Origin of the sequence: Paraburkholderia susongensis (assembly GCF_900177725.1) — a bacterium.
Taxonomy (GTDB): Bacteria; Pseudomonadota; Gammaproteobacteria; order Burkholderiales; family Burkholderiaceae; genus Paraburkholderia; species Paraburkholderia susongensis.
In genome coordinates, this window is sequence record NZ_FXAT01000014.1 from 137,528 (window position 1) to 163,832 (window position 26,305).

22 protein-coding genes are annotated in these 26,305 nt (G+C 62.1%); 14 read left to right on the forward strand and 8 right to left on the reverse strand.

Going from position 1 to position 26,305, the window contains the following annotated elements; translation table 11 throughout:
• Positions 1 to 31 precede the first annotated feature (31 nt).
• Positions 32 to 1,222: a glycosyltransferase family 4 protein gene (locus B9Z01_RS29315; protein WP_085489104.1), complete on the forward strand. Its 1,191-nt coding sequence runs from the start codon at positions 32 to 34 to the stop codon at positions 1,220 to 1,222.
• Here B9Z01_RS29315 and B9Z01_RS29320 read toward each other — a convergent pair.
• Entirely contained in the window at positions 1,198 to 2,484 is a 1,287-nt protein-coding gene (locus B9Z01_RS29320; protein ID WP_085489056.1) for an O-antigen ligase family protein, read from the reverse strand. The two genes, B9Z01_RS29315 and B9Z01_RS29320, sit on opposite strands and share 25 nt — an antisense overlap.
• A 646-nt stretch (positions 2,485 to 3,130) precedes the next feature.
• Here B9Z01_RS29320 and B9Z01_RS29325 point away from each other — a divergent pair.
• From B9Z01_RS29325 to B9Z01_RS29340, 4 genes are all read left to right on the forward strand, one after another.
• Positions 3,131 to 4,645 (forward strand): mannose-1-phosphate guanylyltransferase/mannose-6-phosphate isomerase, encoded by a 1,515-nt coding sequence (locus tag B9Z01_RS29325; RefSeq protein WP_085489057.1) that lies wholly within the window; start codon positions 3,131 to 3,133, stop codon positions 4,643 to 4,645.
• Positions 4,646 to 4,686: 41 nt separating this feature from the next.
• Positions 4,687 to 6,069, forward strand: a complete 1,383-nt coding sequence (locus tag B9Z01_RS29330; RefSeq protein ID WP_085489058.1) for an undecaprenyl-phosphate glucose phosphotransferase — start codon at positions 4,687 to 4,689, stop codon at positions 6,067 to 6,069.
• Positions 6,070 to 6,183: 114 nt separating this feature from the next.
• The gene (locus tag B9Z01_RS29335; RefSeq protein ID WP_244196189.1) at positions 6,184 to 7,218 is read left to right on the forward strand and encodes a sugar-transfer associated ATP-grasp domain-containing protein; all 1,035 of its coding nucleotides are present in this window, start codon (positions 6,184 to 6,186) and stop codon (positions 7,216 to 7,218) included.
• 46 nt (positions 7,219 to 7,264) lie between these two features.
• Positions 7,265 to 7,618, forward strand: coding sequence for a hypothetical protein (locus B9Z01_RS29340; protein WP_085489060.1), 354 nt, complete (start codon positions 7,265 to 7,267; stop codon positions 7,616 to 7,618).
• Between the two features lie 32 nt (positions 7,619 to 7,650).
• Here the strand turns inward: B9Z01_RS29340 and B9Z01_RS29345 are convergent, their stop codons facing one another.
• The 5 genes from B9Z01_RS29345 to B9Z01_RS29365 form a co-directional block, all read right to left on the reverse strand.
• Positions 7,651 to 8,055 (reverse strand): hypothetical protein, encoded by a 405-nt coding sequence (locus B9Z01_RS29345; RefSeq protein WP_085489061.1) that lies wholly within the window; start codon positions 8,053 to 8,055, stop codon positions 7,651 to 7,653.
• 19 nt (positions 8,056 to 8,074) lie between these two features.
• Positions 8,075 to 8,746 carry an RraA family protein gene (locus B9Z01_RS29350; protein WP_085489062.1) on the reverse strand — a complete coding sequence of 224 codons (672 nt, stop codon included), beginning with the start codon at positions 8,744 to 8,746 and terminating at the stop codon, positions 8,075 to 8,077.
• Complete coding sequence (locus tag B9Z01_RS29355) at positions 8,743 to 9,783, reverse strand: amidohydrolase family protein (RefSeq protein ID WP_085489105.1); 1,041 nt, start codon at positions 9,781 to 9,783, stop codon at positions 8,743 to 8,745. Before B9Z01_RS29355 ends, B9Z01_RS29350 begins: the two co-directional genes overlap by 4 nt.
• A 100-nt stretch (positions 9,784 to 9,883) precedes the next feature.
• Complete coding sequence (locus B9Z01_RS29360; RefSeq protein WP_085489063.1) at positions 9,884 to 11,206, reverse strand: MFS transporter; 1,323 nt, start codon at positions 11,204 to 11,206, stop codon at positions 9,884 to 9,886.
• A 149-nt stretch (positions 11,207 to 11,355) separates the two neighbouring features.
• On the reverse strand, positions 11,356 to 12,246 hold the full coding sequence (locus B9Z01_RS29365; protein ID WP_085489064.1) for a LysR family transcriptional regulator: 891 nt from the start codon (positions 12,244 to 12,246) through the stop codon (positions 11,356 to 11,358).
• Between the two features lie 215 nt (positions 12,247 to 12,461).
• Between B9Z01_RS29365 and B9Z01_RS29370 the strand changes: the two genes are divergently transcribed.
• Positions 12,462 to 13,793 (forward strand): MFS transporter, encoded by a 1,332-nt coding sequence (locus tag B9Z01_RS29370; RefSeq protein WP_085489065.1) that lies wholly within the window; start codon positions 12,462 to 12,464, stop codon positions 13,791 to 13,793.
• Here the strand turns inward: B9Z01_RS29370 and B9Z01_RS29375 are convergent.
• Positions 13,768 to 14,691, reverse strand: a complete 924-nt coding sequence (locus tag B9Z01_RS29375; protein ID WP_085489066.1) for a LysR family transcriptional regulator — start codon at positions 14,689 to 14,691, stop codon at positions 13,768 to 13,770. The genes B9Z01_RS29370 and B9Z01_RS29375 overlap by 26 nt on opposite strands.
• A gap of 134 nt (positions 14,692 to 14,825) precedes the next feature.
• Here B9Z01_RS29375 and B9Z01_RS29380 point away from each other — a divergent pair, with 134 nt between their 5' ends.
• From B9Z01_RS29380 to B9Z01_RS29390, 3 genes are read left to right on the forward strand one after another with little or no spacing between them, the layout of a single operon-like run.
• Entirely contained in the window at positions 14,826 to 16,184 is a 1,359-nt protein-coding gene (locus B9Z01_RS29380; protein ID WP_085489067.1) for an MFS transporter, read from the forward strand.
• 35 nt (positions 16,185 to 16,219) lie between these two features.
• Positions 16,220 to 17,395, forward strand: a complete 1,176-nt coding sequence (locus B9Z01_RS29385) for an L-rhamnonate dehydratase (protein WP_085489068.1) — start codon at positions 16,220 to 16,222, stop codon at positions 17,393 to 17,395.
• 43 nt (positions 17,396 to 17,438) lie between these two features.
• A complete protein-coding gene (locus tag B9Z01_RS29390; protein ID WP_085489069.1) occupies positions 17,439 to 18,440 on the forward strand; it encodes a 4-hydroxythreonine-4-phosphate dehydrogenase PdxA in 1,002 nt (333 codons plus the stop codon).
• An 18-nt stretch (positions 18,441 to 18,458) separates the two neighbouring features.
• On the opposite strand, the gene B9Z01_RS29395 is transcribed toward B9Z01_RS29390, so the two are convergent.
• Entirely contained in the window at positions 18,459 to 19,475 is a 1,017-nt protein-coding gene (locus B9Z01_RS29395) for a LacI family DNA-binding transcriptional regulator (protein ID WP_085489070.1), read from the reverse strand.
• A 205-nt stretch (positions 19,476 to 19,680) separates the two neighbouring features.
• Here B9Z01_RS29395 and B9Z01_RS29400 point away from each other — a divergent pair, with 205 nt between their 5' ends.
• The 5 genes from B9Z01_RS29400 to B9Z01_RS29420 all read left to right on the forward strand — a co-directional run bounded on the left by B9Z01_RS29400 (position 19,681) and on the right by B9Z01_RS29420 (position 26,255).
• Positions 19,681 to 20,832, forward strand: coding sequence for an ABC transporter ATP-binding protein (locus B9Z01_RS29400; protein WP_085489071.1), 1,152 nt, complete (start codon positions 19,681 to 19,683; stop codon positions 20,830 to 20,832).
• Positions 20,833 to 20,951: 119 nt separating this feature from the next.
• Positions 20,952 to 22,205: an ABC transporter substrate-binding protein gene (locus B9Z01_RS29405; protein ID WP_085489072.1), complete on the forward strand. Its 1,254-nt coding sequence runs from the start codon at positions 20,952 to 20,954 to the stop codon at positions 22,203 to 22,205.
• 141 nt (positions 22,206 to 22,346) lie between these two features.
• The gene (locus tag B9Z01_RS29410; RefSeq protein ID WP_085489073.1) at positions 22,347 to 23,252 is read left to right on the forward strand and encodes a carbohydrate ABC transporter permease; all 906 of its coding nucleotides are present in this window, start codon (positions 22,347 to 22,349) and stop codon (positions 23,250 to 23,252) included.
• Positions 23,253 to 23,342: 90 nt separating this feature from the next.
• Positions 23,343 to 24,194 carry a carbohydrate ABC transporter permease gene (locus B9Z01_RS29415; RefSeq protein ID WP_085489074.1) on the forward strand — a complete coding sequence of 284 codons (852 nt, stop codon included), beginning with the start codon at positions 23,343 to 23,345 and terminating at the stop codon, positions 24,192 to 24,194.
• Between the two features lie 96 nt (positions 24,195 to 24,290).
• The gene (locus B9Z01_RS29420; protein WP_085489075.1) at positions 24,291 to 26,255 is read left to right on the forward strand and encodes a beta-galactosidase; all 1,965 of its coding nucleotides are present in this window, start codon (positions 24,291 to 24,293) and stop codon (positions 26,253 to 26,255) included.
• The last annotated feature ends 50 nt before the right edge of the window (positions 26,256 to 26,305 follow it).

Consider the following 26,305-nt stretch of genomic DNA (forward strand, 5'->3'; position numbering starts at 1 on the left):
GGGGTTGGTTGGAATGTCACGGGAGGTCGAAGTGAAAGTCGCTATTGTTCACGATTGGCTGGTGGTGTCGGGAGGCGCCGAGAAGGTATTGAAGAACATCATCGAGTGTTTTCCGGATGCGGACATCTTCTCGATTGTCGATTTTCTCGAAGACCGCGAATGCGTGAAAGGCAAACCAGTCAACACGTCGTTTATCCAGAGAATGCCGTTTGCGCGCAGACGTTACCGCGCGTATCTTCCGCTGATGCCGATCGCGATCGAACAGGTCGATCTGTCCGGCTACGACCTCGTTATCTCGAGCTCGCACGCCGTGGCAAAGGGCGTGTTGACCGGGCCGAATCAGGTGCATATCAGCTATATTCATTCGCCGATCCGCTACGCGTGGGATTTGCAGCATCAGTATCTGCGAGAGTCGCATCTGAATACGGGAATTCGCTCGGCGTTGGCGCGCGTGCTGCTTCATTACATTCGCGGGTGGGATTCGCGCTCGGCCAACGGTGTCGATCATCTCGTCGCCAATTCGCAGTTCATTGCGCGGCGGATCAGGAAGGCGTATCAGCGCGACTCCACGGTCATTTATCCGCCGGTCGATCTGGCGAACATGACGATCCGCACGCAGAAGGACGATTTTTACGTAACGGCTTCGCGCATGGTGCCTTACAAGCGCATCGATCTGATCGTGCAGGCCTTTTCGCAAACGCCCGAGCGCAGACTCGTCGTGATCGGCGACGGTCCCGAGATGAAAAAGATCAAGGCGGTGGCCGGTGAAAACGTGGAGATTCTCGGTCATCAGCCGTCCCACGTTCTGACCGATTACTTGCAGCGCGCCCGCGCATTCGTGTTCGCGGCGGAAGAAGACTTTGGTATTTCCGTAGTCGAGGCGCAGGCATGCGGGACGCCGGTTATCGCGTTCGGTAGAGGCGGTGCGCTCGAATCCGTGGTGGGTCTGCCGCTCGAACGGGCCACTGGGGTTTTCTTCGGCGCGCAGACCGCGGAATCGCTGCTCGAAGCGGTGGACCGGTTCGAAAGCAATCTGGACGTGTTCGACCCACGCCAGTGCCGAAAAAACGCCGAGCGTTTTTCGTCGGAGAACTTCAAGAAGGCGCTAATGGGCTTCGTCGACTCGCGGCTTCCGTATGCGTGCGTCGAGCAGTTTCTTCCGTATCCCGCTAGCGGACCGCTGTCCGTCGAAGAGCGTCATCTCGCCGACGTCACGCCTTGAGAGTGCGACGGGCGTCGTTGTGCGACGCCCGTCCTGCGTGCCCGTGGATCGAACGCGAATACGGAAACAGCAAGCGGGCGCGCGGCAAGCAGAAGAGAGATGACGAGAGAGAGAATCAGAACATTCGACGGCGAAACCATCCGATGTTCGGTTGCCGACATGACAAGCAGGCAAACCGACGAGATTTCGACAAACCGGAAAGCCGCGAAATTACGCCCGCCGTCCACCAGGGCGGCAAATGCCGCACCCTGCTTGCTCCACTCGATCAGCTTCCAGAAGAACGCCAGGATCAGCGTGAGACCCACCAGACCCAGCTCCGCAAGGATGTTCAGGTAGGAGTTGTGAGCGTGAGAGTCGCTATGTTCGATCACGACGTCCGACGGCACGCCGAGCAGATGAAAGTACGAGGCGATACTGCCGATATGATCGTCGAACGAGCCGAAGCCAAGACCGACGAGTGGGCTCTGCTCGAAATACGCGAGTGCTCGCGGCCATAACCATTCGTAGCGGATGTCCAGATTGGCGACCTTTTCATCCTGGTTATGGATGGAGAACGTATAGCCCATGTAATCGACCGTCGGGTCGGTATGGTAGATCGCCATGGAAATCGAAACGAGCAGGAGCACCGCGATCAGTGAAGCGAGCAGCCAGCGCTTGCGGCCGAAGTACAGGTACGGAAGGATTGCCACGGCGCCGACCAGCGAGCCGCGGCTGTAGGTGGAGAACAGCATGAGCGCGTTGAAGGCGAGCAGCACGACAAGCAGCTTGCTGCGCTTTTGCAGGTAGCAGGCCACGCCGAGGCAGAACAGCATCGCGAAGAAGCCGCCGGCCGCATTACGGGCGATGAAGTAACTGCCGAACGAATCGCCGGGGTGCGTAAAAATGCTGGTCAGGCCGTTTTCGGCAACGTAGTAAGCGTAGAGCGGCAGATTGACGAGAACCGCAAACGTGAAGAACGTGCGAAGTACTTTGTTCAGATCCCAGCGGTGCGCATACAGACAACCGGCAAAAATGGGCGCATACGAAATGAAAAAATTGCCGTCACGTCGGTAAAAATCGAACTCAAGAAAAGACTGCGGATCGTAAAGCAGCGTCGAAGCGATGACGAGAAACGTAAAAGCGGCGAACGGCGTCATGAACGCAGGGTAGCTGCGCCCAAAAAAACGCCAGGAGCAGAACACGAGAGGAACGAACCCGATCGCACTCACGGGTACGAAATTGGTGACGGTCAGAAAGAGTGCGAGTAGCGAGACGTAAGCCATTGCAGCTCCAGAAAACAGATGGCGCACCGTTCGAGGATCGACCTGTGTGCTGGATGACGGTATGAATGGGAAGCGGGATGCTGCCGTTGCATCGGCGAGGGGCAATATCAGTGCCCGGTTCCGGCATGAATGTGTCGTGACGTTCATTTGAACGGTAGCACGTGTGGCCGTTGATTGGCAATCCTCTGCTTGCCCTCTGCAATAGGAATGCAAGCTCGTTCGCAGACCTGCTAAATGAAGCCCGCGACACGGGCCAAAACCTCCTCGGTTCGCGCCAGAAGTGCTGCATTGCGATGGGGTCTTACTATGATTGAACACATCGGGGCACGACATAGATCAACGCCACGGATGTCGTTGCTCCATTCGTTCTTTCGTTTTTTTCGCTATCCGGTCGTCGTCGATCAGACTGCTGCGATCCGGCCATGCAGTTTCCTTCGCAGTTCCCGTATTTCCCAAGCGAGCCGGATTCACTGCCGGCATATACATCTTTCACTGCGAACCGAACGGCTGGTTGGGTCCGTCTGACGCGGATGTCCGGTCATCAATCACACGAGAAGGCATTGGCGCGATTCATGTCGCAACGCGTTAGGCGTTGACGGCGATAGAGAATCATTCGCTGGCCGGCTTCAATGGCAAGGAGCTAGAGATGGGTAAGGTTACGGCGGCGGCAGCCGCGATGGATGTCGAAGCGACGCAGCAGAACGCACTCGATTTTCCGCCACTCGTGCAGGTCATTCTGGCGGGCGGTGCCGGTACGCGCCTGTGGCCGGTGTCGCGCGAACAGTTTCCGAAGCAGTTGATCGACGTCATCGGCAATCAGACCTTGCTGCAGTCCACGATGGGACGCATGGCCGGTTTTGAAGGCCCGTGGGATATCGCGGCAGATCCCGTCGTCGTCTGCGGTGCGGAGCATTATTTCGCCACTTACGAGCAGGCGCGCGAAATCGGCGTGAATGCGCGCATCATCGTTGAGCCCGCGCGCCGCGACACCGCCCCCGCGCTTACGCTTGCCGCGTTGAACGCATGTGCCGGCGGCGAGGACGCGATCCTGGTCGCGATGCCCGCGGACCATGCGATAGCGAACCTCGAAGCGCTCCACCACGCGATCGACAGCGCGGCGGCCCATGCGCAAAAGGGGGCCATTGTCACGCTGGGCGTTCCCCCCGAACGCGCCGATACGGGCTTCGGCTATATCCGTCTTGGCGGCGTGTTGCAGGATGGCGCGCGCCGCATCGAGCGATTCGTCGAGAAGCCCGCCGCGGAACTTGCGGCTCAGTATGTCGAGTCCGGCAATTACTGGTGGAATAGCGGCATCTTCGTCGTGCGCGCGTCACGCTGGCTTTCGGCCATCGAGCAGTTCCAGCCGGAAATGCATGCGGCGTGCGTCGAAGCCTATCGCGATGCCAAAAAGACCGATGAATGCGTGATTCCGGAGGCCGCAGGATTTTTGCGTTCGCCTTCCGATTCGATCGATTACGCGGTAATGGAGCAACTCGGCAAACCCGATGCCGCATTTGCCGGAGTCGTGGTGCCACTCGAAGCGGGCTGGTCGGATCTCGGCTCGTGGGACGCGGTCTGGCATGCGATGGAAAAGGACGAGTGCGGCAACGCTTCGAACGGCCGCGTGTTGTTCGAAGGCGCAACCGCGACCTACGCCCGCTCGCAGGGCGGCCGTTTGCTTGCCTGTGTCGGCACGAACAATCTGATCGTGATCGAAACCGACGACGCCGTGCTCGTGGCGGATCGCTCGCACGTTGAAGACATCAAGGGGCTCGTCTCGCGCATCCGGCGCGAGAAATCGCCCGAAGCCGATGCGCACAGAAAAGTCCGCCGTCCGTGGGGCTTTTACGATTCCGTCGATCACGGCGACCGCTTTCAGGTGAAGCGCATCGTCGTGATGCCGGGGGCGCGTCTGTCGTTGCAAATGCATCATCATCGCGCGGAACACTGGGTGGTCGTGAGCGGAACAGCGCTCGTCACGCGTGGAGAAGAGCAGTTTCTTCTCGGCGAAAACGAGTCGACCTATATCCCGCTCGGTGTTCATCATCGGCTCGAAAATCCAGGCCGTGTGCCGCTGCAGATTATCGAGGTTCAGTCCGGCACTTATCTCGGCGAGGACGACATCGTCCGTTTCGACGACAAATATGGGCGATGCAGCTGATGCGCTGGAGCCGAACGGACGCGTCCTATGAGGGGGCCGCAATGCGATTGTTAACGGGTCTACTGGCAAGATTGTTCGACGTCGCGATGATCGTGGCGGGCGCGTTCGCGGCCTCGCAGATCCGCTTCGACGGCGGCTCGCAACGCAGTTTCTATCTGGCGTTCGTCGCTTTTGCGGCGGCGTTTTCTCTTGCGGTCTTTCCGGCGCTCGGCGTCTATGAATCATGGCGCGGCCGCTCGAAGCGCGCACTGGCCGGTCATGTCGCGCTCGGCTGGATGGTCGTGCAAGCCTGCGCGATGGCGTTGATGTTCTCGCTGCACCAGATCGACTTCGTGTCGCGGCTCTGGTTCATGTACTGGACCGGCATGTCCGGGGCCGCGATGATGGCCGGCAGGATGGTCACGCATGCGTTTCTCGGTCACGTGCGCAATGCGGGCATGAACTTGCAGCAGGTGGCGGTGGCTGCATGCGGAGATCATTGCGATGAAATCATCCGCAGAATAGAGATGTCGCCAGCTGCCGGCTTTCGCGCGAATACGCTCTATAACCTGCGTGCCGGCAGCAGAATCGCAACCCGCTCTTCGGTACAGGTGTTCGAAGAACATAAGGCGTTCGTCCGTCACGTGCGCGAGCACAACATCGGCGAAGTCTGGCTTGCATTGCCGCTCACGGAAGAGCGCGCAATTCTCAGGCTGGTCGCGGAGTTTCGCAACGACCTGATCAATATCCGCTTCATGCCCGACGTGCGCACGCTCGCGCTTTTCGAAGGCAGCATGACCGATTTGCTGGGCCTGCCGACGATCAACCTCGCCGCGTCGCCTCTGCCGCCGAATGCACTCGTGCAGAAAGAGCTGTTCGATCGTCTCTTTGCGCTCGTCGCGTTGATTGCGATCTCGCCGATCCTGCTCGGCTGTGCGATCGCAGTCAAACTGAGTTCTCGCGGACCGGTGTTTTTCAAGCAACGCCGCAAGGGAGCCGATGGCCGCGTCTTCACGATCTACAAGTTCCGGACGATGCGTTTGCACGAGCAGAAGGTGGGCGTTCTCGAGCAGGCCACGCGAGGTGATCCGCGTATTACGAAGGTCGGCGCATTTTTGCGCCGCACCAGTCTCGATGAGCTGCCGCAGTTCTTCAATGTGTTGCGCGGCGACATGTCGGTAGTGGGCCCGCGTCCTCATGCACTCGAACACGACGATCTCTACCAGAACATCGTGTCCGGCTATATCCATCGCTATCGCATCAAACCGGGCATTACCGGCTGGGCGCAGATCAACGGATTTCGCGGAGAGACGGATCGCATCGAGAAAATGGAAGGCCGTGTCGCGCACGATCTGTACTATCTGAAGAACTGGTCATTCTGGCTCGACGTCAAGATCATTCTGGCTACGATCTTCAAGGGGCTTCATCATCCGAACGCGTACTGAGCGCGGGGCAGGCTCGTCGAGCCGGCAGGAACCGGCACACAGCAGCAGCGGAGAAATCGGCCGGACACCGGTTGAGGTGGACATAACGTGATGCTATCTGACGTTGAACGCGTAATGAGACGGTCCGCGAAGCGGGCCGCGCAATACAGGTTTCACCTCGACCACGCCGCGCAGGCGAAAGGAGTACTGCGGCTACTCGAGGAAAAATACGGCCGGACCGATCCCGCGCACCTGAAGCTCGCGGACACCTACGCCCGCGACGTGTTTGGCGACGCGATCTATGCCCCGTGGCTGCGGGTCTACACGGCGTTCAGCGGGGCATTCAAGGAGGGCTGGATTCCCGATAACTACTATGCCTGCGTGGTGGTGCCGCATATGAAAGGCGGGTACGGCAAGATTTCGAACCTGAAACCGATGTCGCGGCTGATCTTCGACGGCGATGTATTGCCCGACATCGCTTATTTCGCCAATGGCCTGTTTTTCACCGACAAAAGTGTCGTGGTGCCGGAGCGCGAATTGGAGGACATCGTTTTCGAGCATACCGGGCGCGTGGTATTCAAGCTCGACGGTTCGATGCAGGGCAATGGCATTCATATCTTCGACAGGACGAATTTCAACCCCGAGGTCATCAGGTCGCTCGGCAATGGCGTGATCCAGAGGTTCATCATTCAGCATCGCCTGTTCGATGCCTTTGCATCGAAGCCCGTGGCGACGCTGCGCTTTACAACGGTTGTCGATGACGCTGGCCGTATTTCCGTGCGCGCGTGTTTCCTGCGGCTTGGAAGAGCGGACGATACGCACGTTCTGGTCGATCGTGAAATCTGTGTGCCGGTCAGACTGGCAACCGGCGAGCTGTGTGCCGAGGGTTATATGCGGGACTGGGGCGCGACCGAGGCGCACCCGGATTCGGGCGTGCGCTTTGCGGGCGTCAAGCTGCCCGCATTTGCACAATGCGTGGCTACCGTTCTGAACCTGCACAGGAAGATTCCGTTTGTGCGCTGTGTCGGCTGGGACGTTACCGTCGACGTGGACGGCCATGTGCAGGTGATGGAGTGGAACGGCGAACACAATGACGTGAAGTTCAGCGAGGCTACGCAAGGGCCCTGCTTTCTGGATCTGAATTGGGAGCGGCTGCAAGCCGTGCCCTGAGTTGTCGCAACGGGTACGAGGCTCAGGCAGTAACGGGAGAGGCGACGTGAGCGAACAGTTGTGGTGCGTCCATATCGAAGGCTTGAACGACTTCATTGCCGTCGACTCGCGGGAGGCGGCGCAGCAGGAAGCACGGGCGATCAACGCGTATATCGAGCGCGCGGAGCAGGAACGGGAACAGGAACAGAAGCGGCGCGCCGCGCTCCCGCGCGCGGTGGCGGTCGAATGGCCGTTTGCGGCGGCAGGCCACGCGAGGGCGCTCGACGGCGACTGGCACGACCTGCAACGCATGGCGCACAGATGGGAGCCGGCGAGCGAGCGGGGTGGCGTGCTATCGAATATCGCGCGACGGGTGAAAGAACTCGTGACCGTGGGCCGTGACGAACATGATGAAGCGTGAGGTTCGTCGCCCGCTAGCTCGACTTGCTGCGGTTATTCGGGAAGAGGTACGTCCGCGATCAATTCGGCGCTTACCGCGCGAATCCTGCGATCGACGAAGTATCCGCCGCCTTCTACATAACGCAGATAAAGACGCCCGCACAGCGAGCATTGCCACACACCACAACGGTTGTACGGAAAGTAGAGCGGAGCGATAGGCGCATCCGTAGACCAGTACGTCGTTTTATCCGGCAGGTACTCGCTGAAGGACGGCTCGGGGTCGTCTTCCCGCATCAGTGTGCCGATTTCGTTGAACAGCGTTTCGTCAAGGGAAAGCGGTTGCGATTGCCAGCCTTCGAGCGGCGTGCGGGTACATTCGCAAGGCTCGGTGGCGCGCGGGTGCTGTTGCGCCGCGTGCGCGAATTCGAGCAGGGTAGCAGCGTTCAGGTGTTGTGCCATATCGCCCGTAGCAAGTGTTTCATGATCCGTTCATCATCCGGTCGCGTTGCGCGGCGACCCAGGCGCGGTCGAACGTGCCGTTCGCAATCGAGGCGAGCGCGGCCGCTTCTTTGGCCTGTTGCCGCCGCGCGCCTTCGATGACCGCATCGACATCGGCGGGCGAAATGGCAAGCAGACCGTCTTCATCGCCGACAATGATATCGCCTGGATGCACGACCATGCCACCCACCGTAACCGGCACGTTGATTTCACCCGGGCCGTGCTTGTAGGGACCCCGATGCGTGACGCCGCGCGCGTACACCGGAAAATCATGTTGACTGAGCGCGCCGACGTCGCGAATCGCGCCATCGATCACGAGGCCCTGCACCCCGAGGCTTTCCGCAAACGTCGCCATGATCTCGCCCATCAGCGCCTGCGTGAGATCGCCGGCGCCGTCGATCACGAGCACGTCGCCGGGCCGGCAGAATTCGAACGCGCGGTGAATCGCGAGATTGTCGCCGGGGCGCGTATGGATCGTCAGCGCGGTGCCGGCCAGCGGCTTCGGCCGATGAAACGGCCGCAAGCCGACCGCGCCGCTCGCGCGCGCCATGTTGTCGCTGAGCAAGGACACCGCGAGTTCGCGCAATGCATCGAGCGTCGCCGGACTGGCTTGCGGCGCACACTCGTATTCACGCCATCCCACCGGGTTCATACCGTTTCTCCTCGTACTGCGAATTGTCGATCGAGCTGGCGCGGCAGCCGCGCATACACGCTGCGCGCGTTGTCCTCATAGATACGTTGCCGGTCCGCGTCGCTCAGCCATTCGATCGCGTCGATATAGCGGCGCGTGTCGTCGTAGTAGTGACCGGTGCGCGGATCGATGCCTTGCACCGCGCCGATCGTTTCCGACGCGAACAGGATGTTTTCCACTGGAATGACTTTCGCGAGCAGTTCGGCGCCGGGCTGGTGATACACGCAGGTGTCGAAGAACACGTTTTTCAGCAGATGTTCTTCGAGCAGCGGCCGCTTCATGTCCTGCGCGAGTCCGCGATAACGGCCCCAGTGATACGGCACCGCACCGCCGCCGTGCGGAATGATGAAGCGCAGCGTGGGGAAGTCCGCGAACAGATCTCCTTGCAGCAGTTGCATGAATGCCGACGTATCGCCATTGAGGTAATGCGCGCCCGTCGCATGGAAATTCGGATTGCACGACGACGACACGTGAATCATCGCAGGCACGTCGAGATCCACCATCGCTTCGTAGAGCGGATACCACGAACGGTCCGTGAGCGGCAGGCCGCTCCAGTGTCCGCCTGATGGATCAGGATTCAGATTGCAGCCGATGAAGCCGAGTTCTTCGACACAGCGCCGCAATTCGCCGATGCAGTTGGCCGCCGCCACGCCCGGCGCCTGCGGCAACTGGCACACGCCGACGAAGTTGCGCGGGAAAAGCTCGCATACGCGATGCACGAGATCGTTGCATTCGCTCGACCACTGCGCATTCGCGTCGGCGGTGGCGAGATGATGGCCCATGCCCGCCGCGCGCGGGGAGAAAATCGTCAGGTCCGTGCCGCGTTCCCGTTGCACGCGCAATTGGCCGTTTTCGATGCTCTCGCGAATCTCGTCGTCGCTGATAAAAGGCCGCGGTGGCGGCGCGGCGCCATCCTTGAGCGCGGCGATCTGCTGTGCGCGCCAGGCTTCGTGTTGCGGCGGGGAGGTCGTGTAATGGCCGTGGCAATCGATAATCATGATGTGCAATACCCTCTGCGTTTGCTTTTGCGTTAGAGCGAATTTGCGCCCGAGTTCGACTCAGCCGCGCGGCTTAACTCTGGAACTCAGGTGCGCGACTTTAGCCGCGCGGCGCGGCTCCGCCGGTGGCGAGCGGCGTGTCTTCGTCCTCGGCCGGCGTGACGCGCATCACGAGTGCGATGATCGTCGCGACCACGAGAAACGCCGCGATCGTCAGCAACGCGAGCTTGAAGTTGCCGGTGGCGTTGCGCACGAGCCCGATGCTCCATGGACCGACCAGTCCGCCGAATTGCGCGATCGTGTTGATGAGCGCGATGGTTGCGGCGCCCGCCGCGCCGGTTCTGAACGACGACGCGAGGCTCCAGAACAGCGGATTGCCGGAGTAGATGAACAAACCAGTCACGCAGAGCAGCACATAGGCGATCACGGGGTTCGGCGCGTACGCGCTGCCCGCGATGGCGAGCGCGCTCATGCCGTACACGAACGCGAGGTGCTTCTTGCGGTCGCCCGAGCGATCGGAACTGCGGCTGATCAGGAACGTGCCCAATACGCCGAGCAGCGGCGGCGCGGCCGAGAGAAAGCCGACTTCGATGTTGCTCAACTCGCCGAAGCTCTTGACGATCTGCGGCAGCCACAGGAACAGCCCATAAATGCCGACCAGCGCGCAGCCGAACAGACAGGCGAGACTCCATACGCGGATGTCGCCCGCTACGCGCAGCAGCGGAAAATGCCGGTTGCCGCCGAGCGTTTCGCGTTCCGCCGCGAGCGTCGATTCGAGCCAGTTCTTTTCTTCGCTGGAGAGCCAGTTCGCGTCGGCCGGACGCTCGGTCATGATGCGCAGCGTGACCAGACCCAATAACATCGCCGGCACGCCTTCGAGAATGAACATCCATTGCCAGCCCGCCAGGCCGAGAATACCGTTCGCGTAGGTCATCAGCGCCGTCGAAATAGGTCCGCCCAGCACCGCCGAAAACGAACCCGCGACAATATAGCCGCCGACCGCGCGAGCGCGATAACGTACCGGAAACCATTTGGTCAGGTAAACGGCAATGCCGGGCAGAAAGCCCGCTTCCATGACGCCGAGCAGAAAGCGCAGCACGTAGAAGCTGACATCGTTGAAGACGAACGCGGTGGCTGCGGCCACCGCGCCCCACGTCAGCAGAATGCGCGCAATCCAGATGCGCGCGCCGACGCGATGCAGGAGGAGATTGCTCGGCACTTCGAGCAGCATGTAGCCGACAAAGAAAATGCTGCCCGCGAAGCCGAACACGGCTGGACTGAAGCCCAGCTGCTTGTTCATGTCGAGCGCGGCGAAACCGATGTTGATCCGGTCCAGATAGTTGATGAACATCATCGCGAAGAGCAGGGGCATCAGTCGCCCGTACACTTTGCGCATGGTGGCGGTTTCATCGAATGCGGTCATGCTGTCTCCTGCCATGCAGCGGCGACCGTGGCCGTCGTTGCATTCTGTCTATGTGTGTTCAATGCAATGGCTTGTGCCAATGATAAGAACGCATCGGCCAGGAGTCCAAGACCACTTGCTTATGCTTGTATAGGCTTTTGCTTATAGTGTCAGGCCGGCGAGCGGTGGGGCAGGCAGCCGAGGAAAGCCCGCAGATGCGGCGAGGTGTCGTCGGTGCGGAAGGTGGCCGCCAGCGTCGAGCGGTACGAGGAACCCGGTCCCGACAGATGCCGGAACACGACGTCGGTGCGTCCGTGCCGCGCCACCGATTCGCCGATGAACGTTACGCCGAGGCCCGCCGCGACGAGTGCGATGGCTGTCTGGATTTCGTAGGCTTCGTGAGCGATGAGCGGCGTCACGCCGGCATCGCGATAGAGCGACTGCACCGAGCGCTTGAATTGCGCGTTCTGATGCTTGGGGTAAAGAATCAGCGGCGTGTCGGCGAGATCGGCGATGCGTACGGTCTTGCGCGCGGCGAGCGGATGACCCGCCTCGAGCGCGACCATGACCCGCTCGCGCAGCAGCAAACAGGACGTGCAACCTTCCACGGTCAACGGTTGACGGCCGATGCCGATATGAATGCGCATGTCGCGCAACGCGTCGGTTTGCTCTTCGGTCAGCATTTCGAAAAGCTTGAGTTCGACTTGCGGATACGCCTTGTGAAATTTCTTCAGCGCGGGCGGCAGCACGCTATACATCGACGAACGCGTGAAGCCGATGCTGAGCCAGCCGCGCCGGCCAATACCGATGTCCTTTGCGGCGAGCGTCATCTGATCCAGCGAGCCGAGTAGCTGACGCGCCTCGGTGCACAGATAGTGACCCGCTTCGGTCAGCATCAGCGGCCGCCGCGCGCGGTCGACGAGTTGCGTGCCGAGCCGGTCCTCGAGCGAACGGATCTGCTGGCTCAGCGCGGGCTGTGCGATATGCAGCCGCTCGGCGGCGCGGCTGAAATTGAGTTCCTCCGCGAGAATCACGAAGCATTGCAGGGCTCTGAGGTTCATGTCGGTTTCCTGTCTCCAGGGGAAAGGATAACCGGTGCGGGGTGCGTTTCGACGGCCGAAGCGCTAACCACCGATAACCACCAGTGATCGCTGTATCGAAACAATTCATTAGTCATCTATCACCCGGCTCCCGATAATGTCCGCACAAAAACACCCAAAGCGTGAGTCTCGGCGGACCTAACCGCAGGCGCCCACGCGAAAATCCGGAGGAGACGATGCTCAATCGACCCAAGGTCAGCCGGGCGGTTCTCGCGCTCATGTGCGCGATGTCGTTCATCATGTATCTCGACCGCGTCAACCTGTCGGCGGCGGCCGGGCTGATTCGCGACGATCTGCATCTGAGCAATACCAACGTCGGCCTCGTGTTCGCCGCATTCGCGTACACCTATACGCTGTGCCAGGTGATCGGCGGTTGGGTCAGCGACCGGTTCGGCGCGAAGCTCACGCTCGTGACCTGCGCAAGTATCTGGATCGTCGCGACGGTTGCAACCGGTCTCGCGGGCGGCCTCGTTTCGCTATTTGGTGCGCGCCTGTTGCTCGGCATTGGAGAAGGCGCCGCGCTGCCCGCTCAGGCGCGAGCACTGACCAACTGGTTTCCCGCCCACAAGCGCGGCTTCGTGCAAGGGCTCACGCATTCATTCTCGCGGCTCGGCAACGCGATCACGCCGCCGCTGATCGCATTGCTGGTCGCGTATTCGTCGTGGCGCGTATCGTTTTTCGCGGTCGGCGCGCTGACGTTCGTGTGGGTTCTGGTCTACGCATGGTATTTCATCGACGACCCGCGCAAGCATCGGCATATGACGGCACAGGAAGAAGCGCAATTGCCGCCGGCGCGCAAAACCGACGTTGAAGCGACGCGCGAGCCGACACCGTGGCGGCGTCTTCTCAAACGCATCGGCCCGACGATGCTCGTGTATTTCTGCTATGGCTGGACGGGCTGGCTTTTCTTCACATGGCTGCCGACGTTCTTCATGCATGGGCGCGGGCTCGATCTGAAAAGCTCGGCGATGTTCTCGGCGGGCGTGTTTCTGTCCGGCGTGGTCGGCAATACCGCGGGCGGCGTGCTCAGCGACCGCGTGCTCAAGCGCACGCGCAATGTCGTCGCGGCGCGGCGCAACGTGATAATCGGCGCGTTTCTCGGCGCGCTCGTGTTCCTCGCGCCGGTGATGATCGTGAAGTCGTTGCCGGTGATGGCCGCGTGCATGAGCCTGTCGTTCTTCTTCCTCGAAATGACGATCGGGCCGATCTGGGCCGTGCCGATGGACATCACGCCGCAACACGTCGGCGTCGCGAGCGGACTCGTCAACGCGGGCTCGGCGATAGCGGGGATTTTTACGCCGATCGTATTCGGCCTCGTGGTGGATCGCACCGGTAGCTGGACGCTGCCGTTCGCGGGCTCGCTTGCTTTGCTCGCCGTGGGTATCGTCGCGACGTTCTTCATGCGCCCGGATATTCCGCTCGACACGGCGAATGCTCAAGCGGATATTTCCTCGAGCGACGAACTCAGGTTCGCTGAAAACCTCACCCCGCGCGAATCGAATCGATAACCAGCTGCATGGCCGGCGTAATACGCCGGTTCCGGCGCAGAATCAGCCCATACGGTGCGAGCCGTCCGCGCAGCGGTGTCGCAATGGCGGCAATCGCATCGAGCGCGACGTAGTACTGCGCGACCGAACTCGGCAGCACCGCAAGCATGTCCGAATCGCGCAGCAGGGACAGCGTGGTCAGAATCGACGAGGTCTCGACCGTGCTCACGGGCGGCGCGACGCGCGACTCGCGGAAGGTCTGGTCGATCACCTGGCGCATCGGGCTCGGATGCGGCTGGATGATCCACGGATAACGCGCAAGGTCCGCGAGCTTCGGACGCGTTGCCGATCGCGCAGCGGGATGATCGGGGCGCACGACGATAGAAAGCGCCTCTTCCGCCAGCGTCTCGAAGCTCAGATCGAGCGCCGGAAAACCATCGGGAATGCGCCCGATCACGATATCGAGCTGGTCCTGCTGCAGCGATTGCACGAGCACGTCGCTCGTGTCGATCGTCACCGTCATCTGCAGGCGCGGGTGCGCGTCCTTCAGCTTGACGATGGTCTGCGTGAGCAATTCGGGCGACGGCGCCATCACCGCGCCGATCCGCACCTTGCCGATGTCGCCGGCCTCGATGCCGGCCAGCTCCTCGCGCAGCTCGTCGAGATCTTCGAACACCACACGCGCGTAACGCATCACGGCCTCGCCGAAGATCGTCGGCTCCATGCCGCGCGCGTGGCGCACGAACAGCGACACGCCGAGCGTGTCCTCGAGTTCCTGCAAGGCCTTGGTCGCGGCGGGCTGGGTCATCGCGAGTTCGTCGGCGGCGCGCCGCAGCGACTCCATTTCTGACAGCGCGACCATCAGTTGCAAATGACGCAGGCGCAAGCGTTTGCGGATCGTAGCGGCGGACGGGATCATGGTGAGCGATAACTTTAACGAATCGGCTGATTCGAATTATTCAGTGGTCAGTTATCGGATAGTTTCGCACACTAGCGGTTATCGCACGACGGCAATCGCAATGCCCGTCGTGCACAAAAAACTGGAGACGATGCATGACGATGACCGCGAGCCCCGTGCTCGACAGCGCGATTGCCAAAGCCCGCGCGAGACTGCTGCCCTTTCTGATCCTGATGTACGTGCTCGCGTTTATCGATCGCGCGAACGTCGGCTTTGCAAAGAACGTGCTGCAAGCCGATACCGGTTTGAGCGACGCGGCCTTCGCGTTCGGCGCGGGCATTTTCTTCGTCGGCTACGCGGTGTTCGAGGTGCCGAGCAATCTGCTGATGTACCGTTTCGGTGCGCGTGTCTGGATGAGCCGCATCATGGTCACGTGGGGAATCGTGTCCGCCTGCACGGCACTCGTTCACGACGCGACGAGCTTTTACGTGCTGCGCACACTGCTCGGCATTGCCGAGGCGGGTTTCTTCCCCGGCATCATCCTGTTCCTGTCCAACTGGTTTCCGGCGAAGACGCGCTCGCAAACCATGGGCATGTTCTATTTCGGCTTTCCGCTCGCGCTGCTGCTCGGCAGTCCGGTCTCGGGGCTGCTGCTCGATGCGGGCAATCCGTTCGGGATGCATCCGTGGCAGTGGCTCTTTATCGTCGAGGGGATCGCCGCGTCCGTGGTGGGTGTCGTCGCGTACTTCTATCTGACCGACTGGCCCGCGCAGGCGAACTGGCTCGACGCCGCCCAGCGCGAAGCGCTCGACGACGCATTGCGCCATGAAGACCGGCAGAAGCTCGCGCACGGCCCGGCTTCGGTGCTCGCGGCGCTGGGTGATGCACGCGTGCTGTTCTGCGCGGTGATCTACTTCGCGGTGCAGATGAGCGTGTACGGCGTCGTGTTCTATCTGCCCACACGCATCGCGGGGCTCGCGAGCGGCGGCCACGTGGGCGTCGAGGTGGGACTGCTGACCGCGATTCCGTGGATCGCGGCGATTGCGGGCACGTTCTGCATCACGCGCATCGCTGACCACCACGGCCATCACCGCACATGGGCCGCGGCGATGCTTACGCTCGCCGCGCTCGGCATTGGCGCGTCCGCGCTGACCTCGTCGGTCGTGCTGGCGATTGCCGCGTTCTGTATTGCCGCGATCGGTTTCGTCTGCGTGCAGCCGCTGTTCTGGACGCTGCCCACCGGCTATCTTGGCGGCGCCGCGGCAGCGGGCGGCATTGCGCTCATCAATTCGATCGGCAATCTCGGCGGTTTCGTCGCGCCCAATCTCAAGGGGCTGGCGGAGCATTTCACCGGCTGGCCGCAAGCCGGCATGTTTTCGCTCGCGGTGGTCGGCCTGATCGGCGCATTGCTGCTGCTCATGTTCCGCTTCGAGCCGCGCGTATCCGTATCCGCTTCTGCTTCCACTTCTACCTCCCATGGCACTGGTGGGCTCGGCGAACGCACGGGCCACTGACTCTCTCACGGAATTCTCTCGAGGAATCGTTGAACATGAAAATCAAGCATATCCGCACGCGTGTTTTCGAATGGAAAGGCAAGGTCGTGCCGCCGCAATCGCACTTCTGCACCAACGCAGTCGACATTCTTTACGAGCGCGGCGATGCGATGGGTTCGTTCCGCTTTCACGGCTGGCTCGTCGTCGAAGTGGAATGCGACGACGGCACGGTGGGTATCGGCAATTGCGCGCTCGCGCCGCGCATCGCCAAGCAGATCATCGACGAATACCTCGCGCCGATTGCGATCGGCGAAGATCCGTTCGACAACGAGTACATCTGGCAGAAGATGTATCGCCGCACGCTCGCATGGGGCCGCAAAGGCATCGGCATGGCGGCGATCTCCGCAGTCGATATCGCGCTGTGGGACATCATGGGCAAGGCCGTGAAGAAGCCGGTATTCAAGCTGCTCGGCGGGCGCACGAAAGAAAAGATCTGGTGCTACGCGTCGAAGCTCTATAACAACGACGATCGCGACGCCTTCCTCGGCGAAGCGCAGGGTTATCTCGATGCGGGCTTCACCGCGATGAAAATGCGCTTCGGCTATGGTCCGAAAGACGGCCCGCAAGGCATGGCGAAAAACCTCGAGCAGGTACGGCTATTGCGCGAGCTGGTGGGCGACGAGGTCGATATCATGCTCGAATGCTATATGGGCTGGACGCTCGAATACGCGCGCCGTATGCTGCCGCGTCTTGCCGAATTCAACCCGCGCTGGATCGAGGAGCCGGTGATCGGCGACGACGTCGAAGGCTATCAGGAACTGAAGAAGATGAACCTGATGCCGGTGTCCGGCGGCGAGCACGAGTTCACGAGCTACGGCTTCAAGGATCTGCTGGAGCGCCGCGCGCTCGACGTGATCCAGTACGACACGAACCGCGTGGGCGGCATCACGGCGGCGCGCAAGATCAACGCGATGGCCGAAGCGTGGTCGGTGCCGGTGATTCCGCACGCGGGCCAGATGCACAACTATCATCTGACGATGGCAAGCACCGCGAGCCCGATGTCCGAATTTTTCCCGGTGTTCGACGTGGAAGTGGGCAACGAACTGTTCTACTACATCTTCGAAGGCGAGCCGCAACCGGAGAACGGCTATCTGCAACTGTCGGACGAGCTGCCCGGTCTCGGCATCACCTTGAGCGACAAGCATCTCGCCGATTTCAACATCGTCGAATAAACGGGCGCCCGTTGCCAATCGGCACTCTCAACAGGACAGGCATATGAAGCCACGCATTGCAGTACTTCTTGGCGACCCCGCCGGCATCGGCCCCGAGCTGATCGCGCGTCTGCTCGCGCAGGAGGCGAACCGGGCGCGCGCGGATCTGCTGATCATCGGCGACCGGCGCGAGCTGGAAACCGGCATGAAGATCGCGGGTCAGCGTTTCGAATACGACGTGGTCGAGAATGCGCAGACCGCATTCGGGCACGCGGGCGTGCCCTCGCTGATCGACTTCCGTCTGCCCGGCGATCAGCCTTTCGAGCGCGCCGTCGCGACCGAACCCGGCGGCCGCTACAGCCTGGCCGCCTTCAGGCAGGCGCTCGCGCTCACGCAGAGCAACGTCACGCAAGGCATGCTGTTCGCGCCGGTCAACAAGACCTCGCTGCATATGGCCGGCATGGAAACCGGCGACGAGATGGAGTGGTTCGCGCGGCAGCTCGGCTATACGGGCAGTTTCTGCGAGTTCAACGTGCTCGACGAACTGTGGACTTCGCGCGTGACCTCGCATATGGCGCTCAAGGACGTGAGCGCGAAGCTCTCCGAGGAGCGGATCGTCGGCGCGGTGCGGCTGATTCACGATGGCCTCGCGCGCGCGGGACATGCGCAGCCGCGTATCGCGGTGTGCGGGTTCAATCCGCACAACGGCGACAACGGCGCGTTCGGCCGTGAAGAGATCGACGTGATCGCGCCGGCCGTCGAAGCGGCGCGCAAGCTCGGCTACGATGCGCAGGGGCCGTTTCCCGCCGACACGATCTTCGTGCGCGCGCGCGACCAGAAAGCGTTCGACGGCGTGGTCACGATGTACCACGACCAAGGCCAGATCGCGATGAAGCTGATGGGCTTCTGGCGCGGCGTGACCGTGCATGGCGGCTTGCCCGTGCCGATCGCGACGCCGGCGCACGGCACCGCCTTCGATATTCACGGGCAGGGCAAGGCCGATGTCGGCGCCACGCAGAAGGCCTTCGACATCGTCACGCGCATGGCGCAGGAGCGTGTGAGCTAGACGTCTCGCGCAAACGCTTCAGCGCTTTTTACACACTCCCGTCGACGCACGCACGACGAGTTCCGGCGGCGGCCCGAGCACCATCGACGGCTGCCGCTCCGGGCGCTGGATCAAGCGGATCAGACTTTCGATCGACAACTCCGCGACCGCCGCCGTCTGAATCGCGACCGTCGTGAGGGCAGGGTGCACCTGATGCGCGAGCTGGATGTCGGTGATGCCGATCACCGACACGTCGCCGGGCACCGAGCGGCCGAGCGTAATCAACGCCTGCACCGCGCCGATCGCGAGCAGGTCGTTGGTCGCGAAGATCGCGGTGAGTTGCGGCCGGTTCGCCATCAACTGCATGCAGGCGGCGTAGCCCGCGTCGATCGAATCGCGGATCTGCAGCACCGCGGCCGCATCGGCTTCGATGCCGGCCGCGCGCATCGCCGCGCGAAAGCCGTTCGAGCGCGCGTCTTGCAGACCGCCGCAGCCGTCGCCGATCAGCAGGCCAATTTCGCGGTGACCGAGTTCGAGCAGATGCTGCGCGGCAAGCTCGCCCGCGCGCGCGAAATCGACCGCGATGCACGGCAGCGCGGGCGGCGACTCGGGGTGCTCCCACATCGCGAGCAGGATCGGCGCGCTATGCGTTGCCGACGCGCACAGATCGTTGATCGTGATGTCCGTGTTCATCACGAGCACGCCGTCGGCGAGCGTGCCGGCAATCTGGTTCAGATACGCGCGGCCGATTTCGGCGTCGTCGTCGGTATTGCAGACCATCAGGAAGTGGCCGCTCTTGCGCGCGGCGCGCTCGGCGGCCAGCACGAACTCCGGGTAGAACGGGTTCGAAATGTTCGAGAGCATCAGCGCGAGCGTCGACGAACGGCCCTCGGCGAGTGCCCGTGCGTTCAGATTGGGCCGGTAGCCGAGATCGGCGATGGCCTGCAGCACGCGCTCGGCTGTCTCAGGGCGGACTTTCTCGCGATTGCGCAGCACGTTGGAGACGGTGGCGGCAGTAACGTGCGCGCGCTTCGCGACTTCGGACAGCGTAACCATGTTCGGTTTATCCCATATTTGGGGAGTGCAATTCAAATGTTGCAAACATCCCGCGACATTGCTAACTTTCTCAAAAATATTGCGGAGACACCTACCATGACTTTTTTCGTCGAACTAGAATTTAAGCGATTAAATGGCCAGCACACAAGGGCTGGTCATTTATTTTCGAGAAAAATTTAAGCGATTAAATCAGGGTGGGGACAGTATGGCAACGATTCGTTTGACTGAAGTTCACAAGGCCTACGGCGATCATCCGCCGGTGATCCGGAGCGTGAATCTGGAGATCGCGCAGCATGAGTTCTGCGTGTTTCTCGGCCCCTCGGGTTGCGGCAAGTCCACGCTGCTGCGCATGATCGCCGGTCTCGAAGACCTCACTGCTGGAGAGCTGCATATCGGCGGGCGGCTCGTCAACGACGTGCCGGCCGCCGAGCGCGGCGTCGCGATGGTGTTTCAGAGCTATGCGCTGTTTCCGCACATGACCGTGTTCGACAACATGGCGTTCGGGCTGAAGCTCGCGAAGCAGCCCAAGGACGTGATCGAGCGCAAGGTGCGCGAGGCCGCGCGGATTCTGCAACTCGAGAGCCTGCTCGAACGTCATCCGAAAGCGCTGTCGGGCGGGCAACGCCAGCGCGTCGCGATCGGCCGCGCGATCGTGCGCGAGCCCGGTGTGTTCCTGTTCGACGAACCGCTGTCGAATCTCGACGCCGCGCTGCGCGGCCAGACCCGCGTCGAGATCGCGCGTCTGCATCAGCGCTTTGCGAACGCGAGCGTCGTCTACGTGACGCACGACCAGGTCGAGGCGATGACGCTTGCCGATCGCATCGTACTGCTGCATGCGGGCGCGGACGCCGATCGCTTCGGCAGCATCGCGCAGACGGGCGCGCCGCTCGAGTTGTATCACCATCCGAAGTCGCGCTTCGTCGCGGGTTTTATCGGCTCGCCGCGCATGAATTTCATCGACGTCACAGTCGAGTCGATCGAGCCCGGCCGCGTGACAGTTGCACTTGCGGCGGACGGCGCCGCGCATGGCGAGAAGCTCGTCGCGCATGTCGACGGCGAGCGTTTGCAGCGCGGCCAGCGCGTCACGCTCGGCGTGCGGCCCGAGCATCTGCGGCTCGACGGCGATGAGCAATCCATTCAGTGCGCGACGGTTTTGTCGGAGCGGCTCGGCGAGCACAGCTATATCCACGCGGACTACGCAGGCGGCACGCTGATCGCGAAAGCGCCCGGCGATACGCCGCTCGGCGCGGGCGAGCGCATTCGCGTTCACGTGCCGTCCGCCGCGTGCCATCTGTTCGATGACCAGGGACTCGCATTGCGGCGTTGCGCGTTCGAGGCCGAACGCGCAACCGCCTGATCGATCATTCATGACGGACTCCGCGACGCGGGCCCGTCATGACGAATTCCGCCACAGAGCGGGTTACATCCCGGTGCGCGATGCGCAGCCGGTCAACAAGGTAGACAAGGAGACACAGGATGATTGCTCTTCGCCTTCGCCGTTTTGCACAGGTGTCGATAGCCGCCGCATTGGTGGCCAGCGCGCTCGGCAGTGCCGCGGTCGATGCCGCTACGCTCAACGTCAACGTATCGGCGCGCGGTAATCAGCGCTCGACCTGGCAGGATGCGTTCGACCAGTTCAAGAAAGCCAATCCCGACATCGATCTGAAAGTGACGTACATCACCGAGGAAGCGTACAAGGTGCAGATGGGCGGCTGGCTCGCCACCGATCCGCCCGACGTCGTGTCGTGGCATGACGGCGAACGCATGGCCTATTACGCGCAACGCGGTCTGCTGGAAGACCTGAGTTCGGACTGGGCGAAGAACGGCTGGTCGCAGCAGTACGCGTCGGTCAAGGAAGCGTCCACGTACAAGGGCAAGCAGTACGCGGCGCCGCTCGGTTATGACGCGTACGGCTTCTTCTATCGCAAGGATCTGTTCGAGAAGGCCGGCATCAAGAGCGAGCCGAAAACGTGGGATGAATTCATCGCAGCGACGAACAAGCTCAAGGCAATCGGCGTTGCGCCGATCGCAGTGGCCGCGCGCGATAGCTGGACGCTTGCCGCGTGGTTCGACTACCTCGATCTGCGCATCAACGGCAACGAGTTTCACCAGAAGCTGATGGCGGGAGAGATTCCGTACACCGACCCGCGCGTGAAGAAGGTCTTCACGACATGGAAAACGCTGCTCGACAATCACGTCTATATCGACAACGCGCTCTCCTACGATCTCGATTCGATCGCACCGTTTCTCGTGAACGGCAAGGCTGGGATGATGCTGATGGGCACGTTCTTCTCGGCGAGCTTCCCGCCGTCGATCAAGGATCAGATCGGCTTTTTCCGCTTCCCGGTGATCGACGCGAACGTGCCGATGGCCGAGGACGGTCCGGTCAACGTGCTGCTGATTCCGGCGAAGGCGAAGAACAAGGCCGACGCGCGCAAGCTGCTCGCGTTCATGGAGACGCCGAAGATCAACGCCGAACTCGCGAAGGGCTGGGGGCAGTTGCCGTCGAACAGCCAGGCGGCCGAGCCTGACGACGCGATTTCGAAGGTCGGTTTCCAGACGCTCGCGAACACGAAGGGCGGCATCGCGCAGTTCTACGATCGCGACATGCAGAAGGAAATGGCCGACGAAGGCATGAAGGCCATGCAGCAGTTCTATAACGATCCGTCGCAGCTCGATACCGTGCTCGCTCATCTCGAAGCGACGCGCAAGCGCATCTACCAGAAGTAAGTCCCGCCGCGCCGGCCGCGCAGCCGCGGCCGGCTTCTGCGTGTGACCTTCGCGTGCGATCTTCGCGCATGATTTCCGCGCGTGGGTTCGCGTTCGATTTCCGCCTTATTTTCGCCTTCGATTTTTCACGAGGCCCGATCCATGTCCGATACCGCAGCGCGCCGCCTGCCCGCGGCCCCGCACCGTCGCGTCTCGACGACGCGCCGTCATCAGCACCGCGCCGCGTTTTTCTTTCTGTTGCCGGGTTGCGCGTTGTTCACGCTGTGCGTGATCTACCCGATCATCAGCAGCATTTCGCTGAGCTTCTATAACTGGGACGGCATGACGCCCAAGGCCTTCGTGGGTCTCGCCAATTACGTCGAGCTGTTCCAGTCCGACACGTTCTACACGGCGCTGAAGAACAACCTGATCTGGCTTGTGCTGTTTCTGCTGGCGCCGCCGCTCGGTCTGCTGTTCGCGCTGTATCTGAACCAGCACGTGCGCGGCATGCGCGTCGTGAAGTCGCTGTTCTTCGCGCCGTTCGTGCTGTCCGGCGTCGTGGTCGGTCTCGTGTTCAGCTGGTTCTACGATCCGACGTTCGGCCTGCTGCGCCTGATCGTCGGTCGCGGCATTCCGGTGCTCGGCGATCCGCACACGGTCACGTTCGGCATCATCTTCGCCGCGCTCTGGCCGCAAACGCCGTTCTGCATGGTGCTCTATCTGACCGGGCTCACCGGCATCAACCCCGAGGTCGTCGAAGCCGCGCGCATGGAAGGCGCACAAGGGCTGCGCCTGCTGTGGCACGTGATCCTGCCGCAATTGCGGCCCGCCACGTTCATGGCGATCGTGCTGACCGTGATCGGCGCGCTGCGCAGCTTCGACCTGATCGCGGTGATGAGCGCGGGCGGACCGTTCGATAGCTCCACCGTGCTCGCTTACTACATGTACGACCAGGCCATCAAGTACTACCGCGAAGGCTATTCCGCGGCGATTGCCGTCGTGCTGTTCGCGATCATGCTCGTCTACATCGTGTTCCACCTGCGCCGCATGCTGCGCGAGGAACGCTGATTTCGCCGCCTGATTTGCAACCTGTTTCGCGGTTTCTTTTTTGTGGCTTGTTTCTCTGCCTGGTTCGTCGCTTTCGAGGAGTGATCCCTCATGTACCCGCTTCCCGTTGAACGCTGGAAACCGCTCAATCGAGCGCTCTATAAAGCATCGCTGCCGCTCGCGCTCGTGATCTGGCTACTGCCGATGCTGGCGGTGCTCGTCACGTCGATCCGCTCGTCGGACGAGCTTTCGCGGGGCGATTACTGGACCTGGCCCAAGCACTTCGCATTCCTGGAGAACTACGGCACGGCGCTCACGCAGACGCCGATGCTGCATTACTTCGCCAACAGCGTGCTGATTACGGTGCCTTCGGTGATCGGCGCGATCGTGCTGGCGTCGATGGCCGGTTTCGCGCTGGCGACTTACCGCTTTCCCGGCAATACGGCCGTGCTGTTTGCGTTCGTCGCCGGCAATTTCGTGCCGATCCAGATCCTGATGATTCCGGTGCGCGACATGGCGCTGAAGGTCGGGCTTTTCAATACCGTGTGGGCGCTCGTGATTTTTCACGTGTCGTTCCAGACCGGTTTTTGCACGCTGTTCCTGCGCAACTTCATCAAACAGTTGCCGTTCGAGATGATCGAGGCGGCGCGCGTCGAAGGGGCGAGCGAATGGACCGTCTATCTGCGTATCGTGCTGCCGCTGATTCGCCCGGCGCTCGCCGCGCTCGGCATCCTCGTGTTCACCTTCGTGTGGAACGACTATTTCTGGGCGCTGTGCCTCACGCAGGGCGACGATGCCGCGCCGATCACCGTGGGCGTCGCCGCGCTCAAGGGGCAATGGACGACCGCGTGGAATCTCGTCGCGGCGGGCTCGGTGCTGGCCGCGCTGCCTTCGGTGCTGATGTTCTTCGCGATGCAGCGGCACTTCGTGGCCGGGCTCACTTTCGGAGCAAGCAAGGGATAAAGGGCGGCGGGAATCGCGCCTGAAACGGCGACCTGAATAACGGCGGAAGCCACGACCCAACCACGGCTCGACGTCAACTCACAACGAGACTTTCACATGCAACTTGGTGTCTGCTACTACCCGGAACAATGGCCGCGCGCAATGTGGGCCGACGACGCGCGGCGTATGGCCGAACTCGGCATCACCCACGTGCGAATCGCCGAATTCGCGTGGAGCCGCATGGAGCCGCGTGCCGGCGAATTCGCATGGCAATGGCTCGACGAAGCGGTTGAAACGCTCGCGAATGCGGGCCTGAAAATCGTGCTCGGCACGCCGAGCGCGTCGCCGCCGAAGTGGCTCGTCGACGCGCATCCCGACGTGTTGCCGGTGCGCGCCGACGGCACGCGCTGGAATTTCGGCTCGCGCCGTCATTACGACATTTCGAGCGACACGTACCGGCGCGAATGCGTGCGCATCGTCACCGCGATGGCGACGCGTTACGGGCGCCATCCGTGCGTCGTCGGATGGCAGACCGATAACGAACTCGGTTGCCACGACACGGTGCCGAGCTATTCGGCCGCGGCTTTGCAGCGCTTTCACGCGTGGCTGCAACAGCGCTACGAAACTGTCGACGCGCTCAACGACGCGTGGGGCAATGTGTTCTGGAGCATGGAGTATTCGTCGTTCGAAGCGATCGGCTTGCCGAACCTCACGCCGACCGACGCCAATCCGATTCATCTGCTCGACTTCCGCCGCTTCATGTCCGACGAAGTGGCGAGCTTTCACCGCGAGCAGATCGACGTGCTGCGCGAGTACGCGCCGAAGGCGGATCTGCTGCACAACTTCATGGGCTTTTTCACGACCTTCGATCATTACCGTTTCGCCGCTGACAAGGCGATCGATGTCGCGTCGTGGGACAGCTATCCGATTGCGCGCACCGAATCGATCGCGCTGCCGGAAGAGCAGAAGGCGCGTTTCGCGCGCACCGGCCATCCCGATGTGTCCGCATTCGATCACGATCGCTATCGCGCGATTGGCGGCGGGCGCTTCTGGGTGATGGAGCAGCAGGCCGGGCCGGTCAACTGGGCGCCGTGGAATCCCGTGCCCGCGCGGGGCATGGTGCGGCTGTGGGCGTACGAGGCGTTCGCGCACGGCGCGGAACTGGTGTCGTATTTCCGCTGGCGCCAGTGCCCGTATGCGCAGGAGCAGATGCACTCCGGGCTCAATCTGCCGAACAACGAGCTGTCGCCGGGTGGTCTCGAAGTACAGCAGGCGGCGCGCGAGATCGCCGGCAGCGCGGCGCTGTCGACGCTCGCCGCGCCCGCGCGAGCCAACACCGCACTCGTGTTCGATTACGAAACGCAGTGGATGTTCGAGATTCAGCGGCACGGCAAGAGCTTCGATTATCAGACGCTCGCGTTCGACTACTACGAGGCGCTGCGTGAACTCGGGCTCGACGTCGATATCGTATCGAGCCGCGCCGATCTTTCGGCCTACCAACTGATCGTCGTGCCGAGCCTCGCGGTGATCGACGACGCGCTTGTCGAGCAGATCGAGCGCAGCCGCGCGCAGTGGGTCTTCGGCCCGCGCAGCGGTTCGAAGACCGGCGACTTCGCGATTCCGGGCAATTTGCCTCCCGGCGCGTTGCAGCGTGTGCTGCCGATCCAGGTGCTCGAAGTCGAAACGCTGCGGCCCACGCTGGCGCCTGCACTTTCGATCGACGGCACGGCGGGCGGCGCGCTGCACTGGCGCGAACACGTGCGCGCCAATCACGAAACACGCGTCGCCGCGCGTTTCGACGATGCGTGGCCTGCGCTGCTCACGCACGGCAACGTGCGCTACGTGGCGGGCTGGCTTTCGCATGCTCTGCATCGCACGGTCCTGCAGCAGGCCGCGCGCGATGCCGGCATCGACACGCAACTGCTCGCCGACGGGCTGCGGATCAGGCGGCGCGGCGGCCTGACCTTCGCGTTCAATTTCGGCTCGCAGCCGGTGCAGGCGCCCGCGCCGCGCAACGCGACGTTCGTGCTCGGCGAGGCGAGCTTGAACACGGGCGACGTTTGCGTGTGGAAGGACGCGTGAGGCGCTGAGCCAGGGTGTTCATGTTCACACGCATGTTGGAAGGAGAGAGC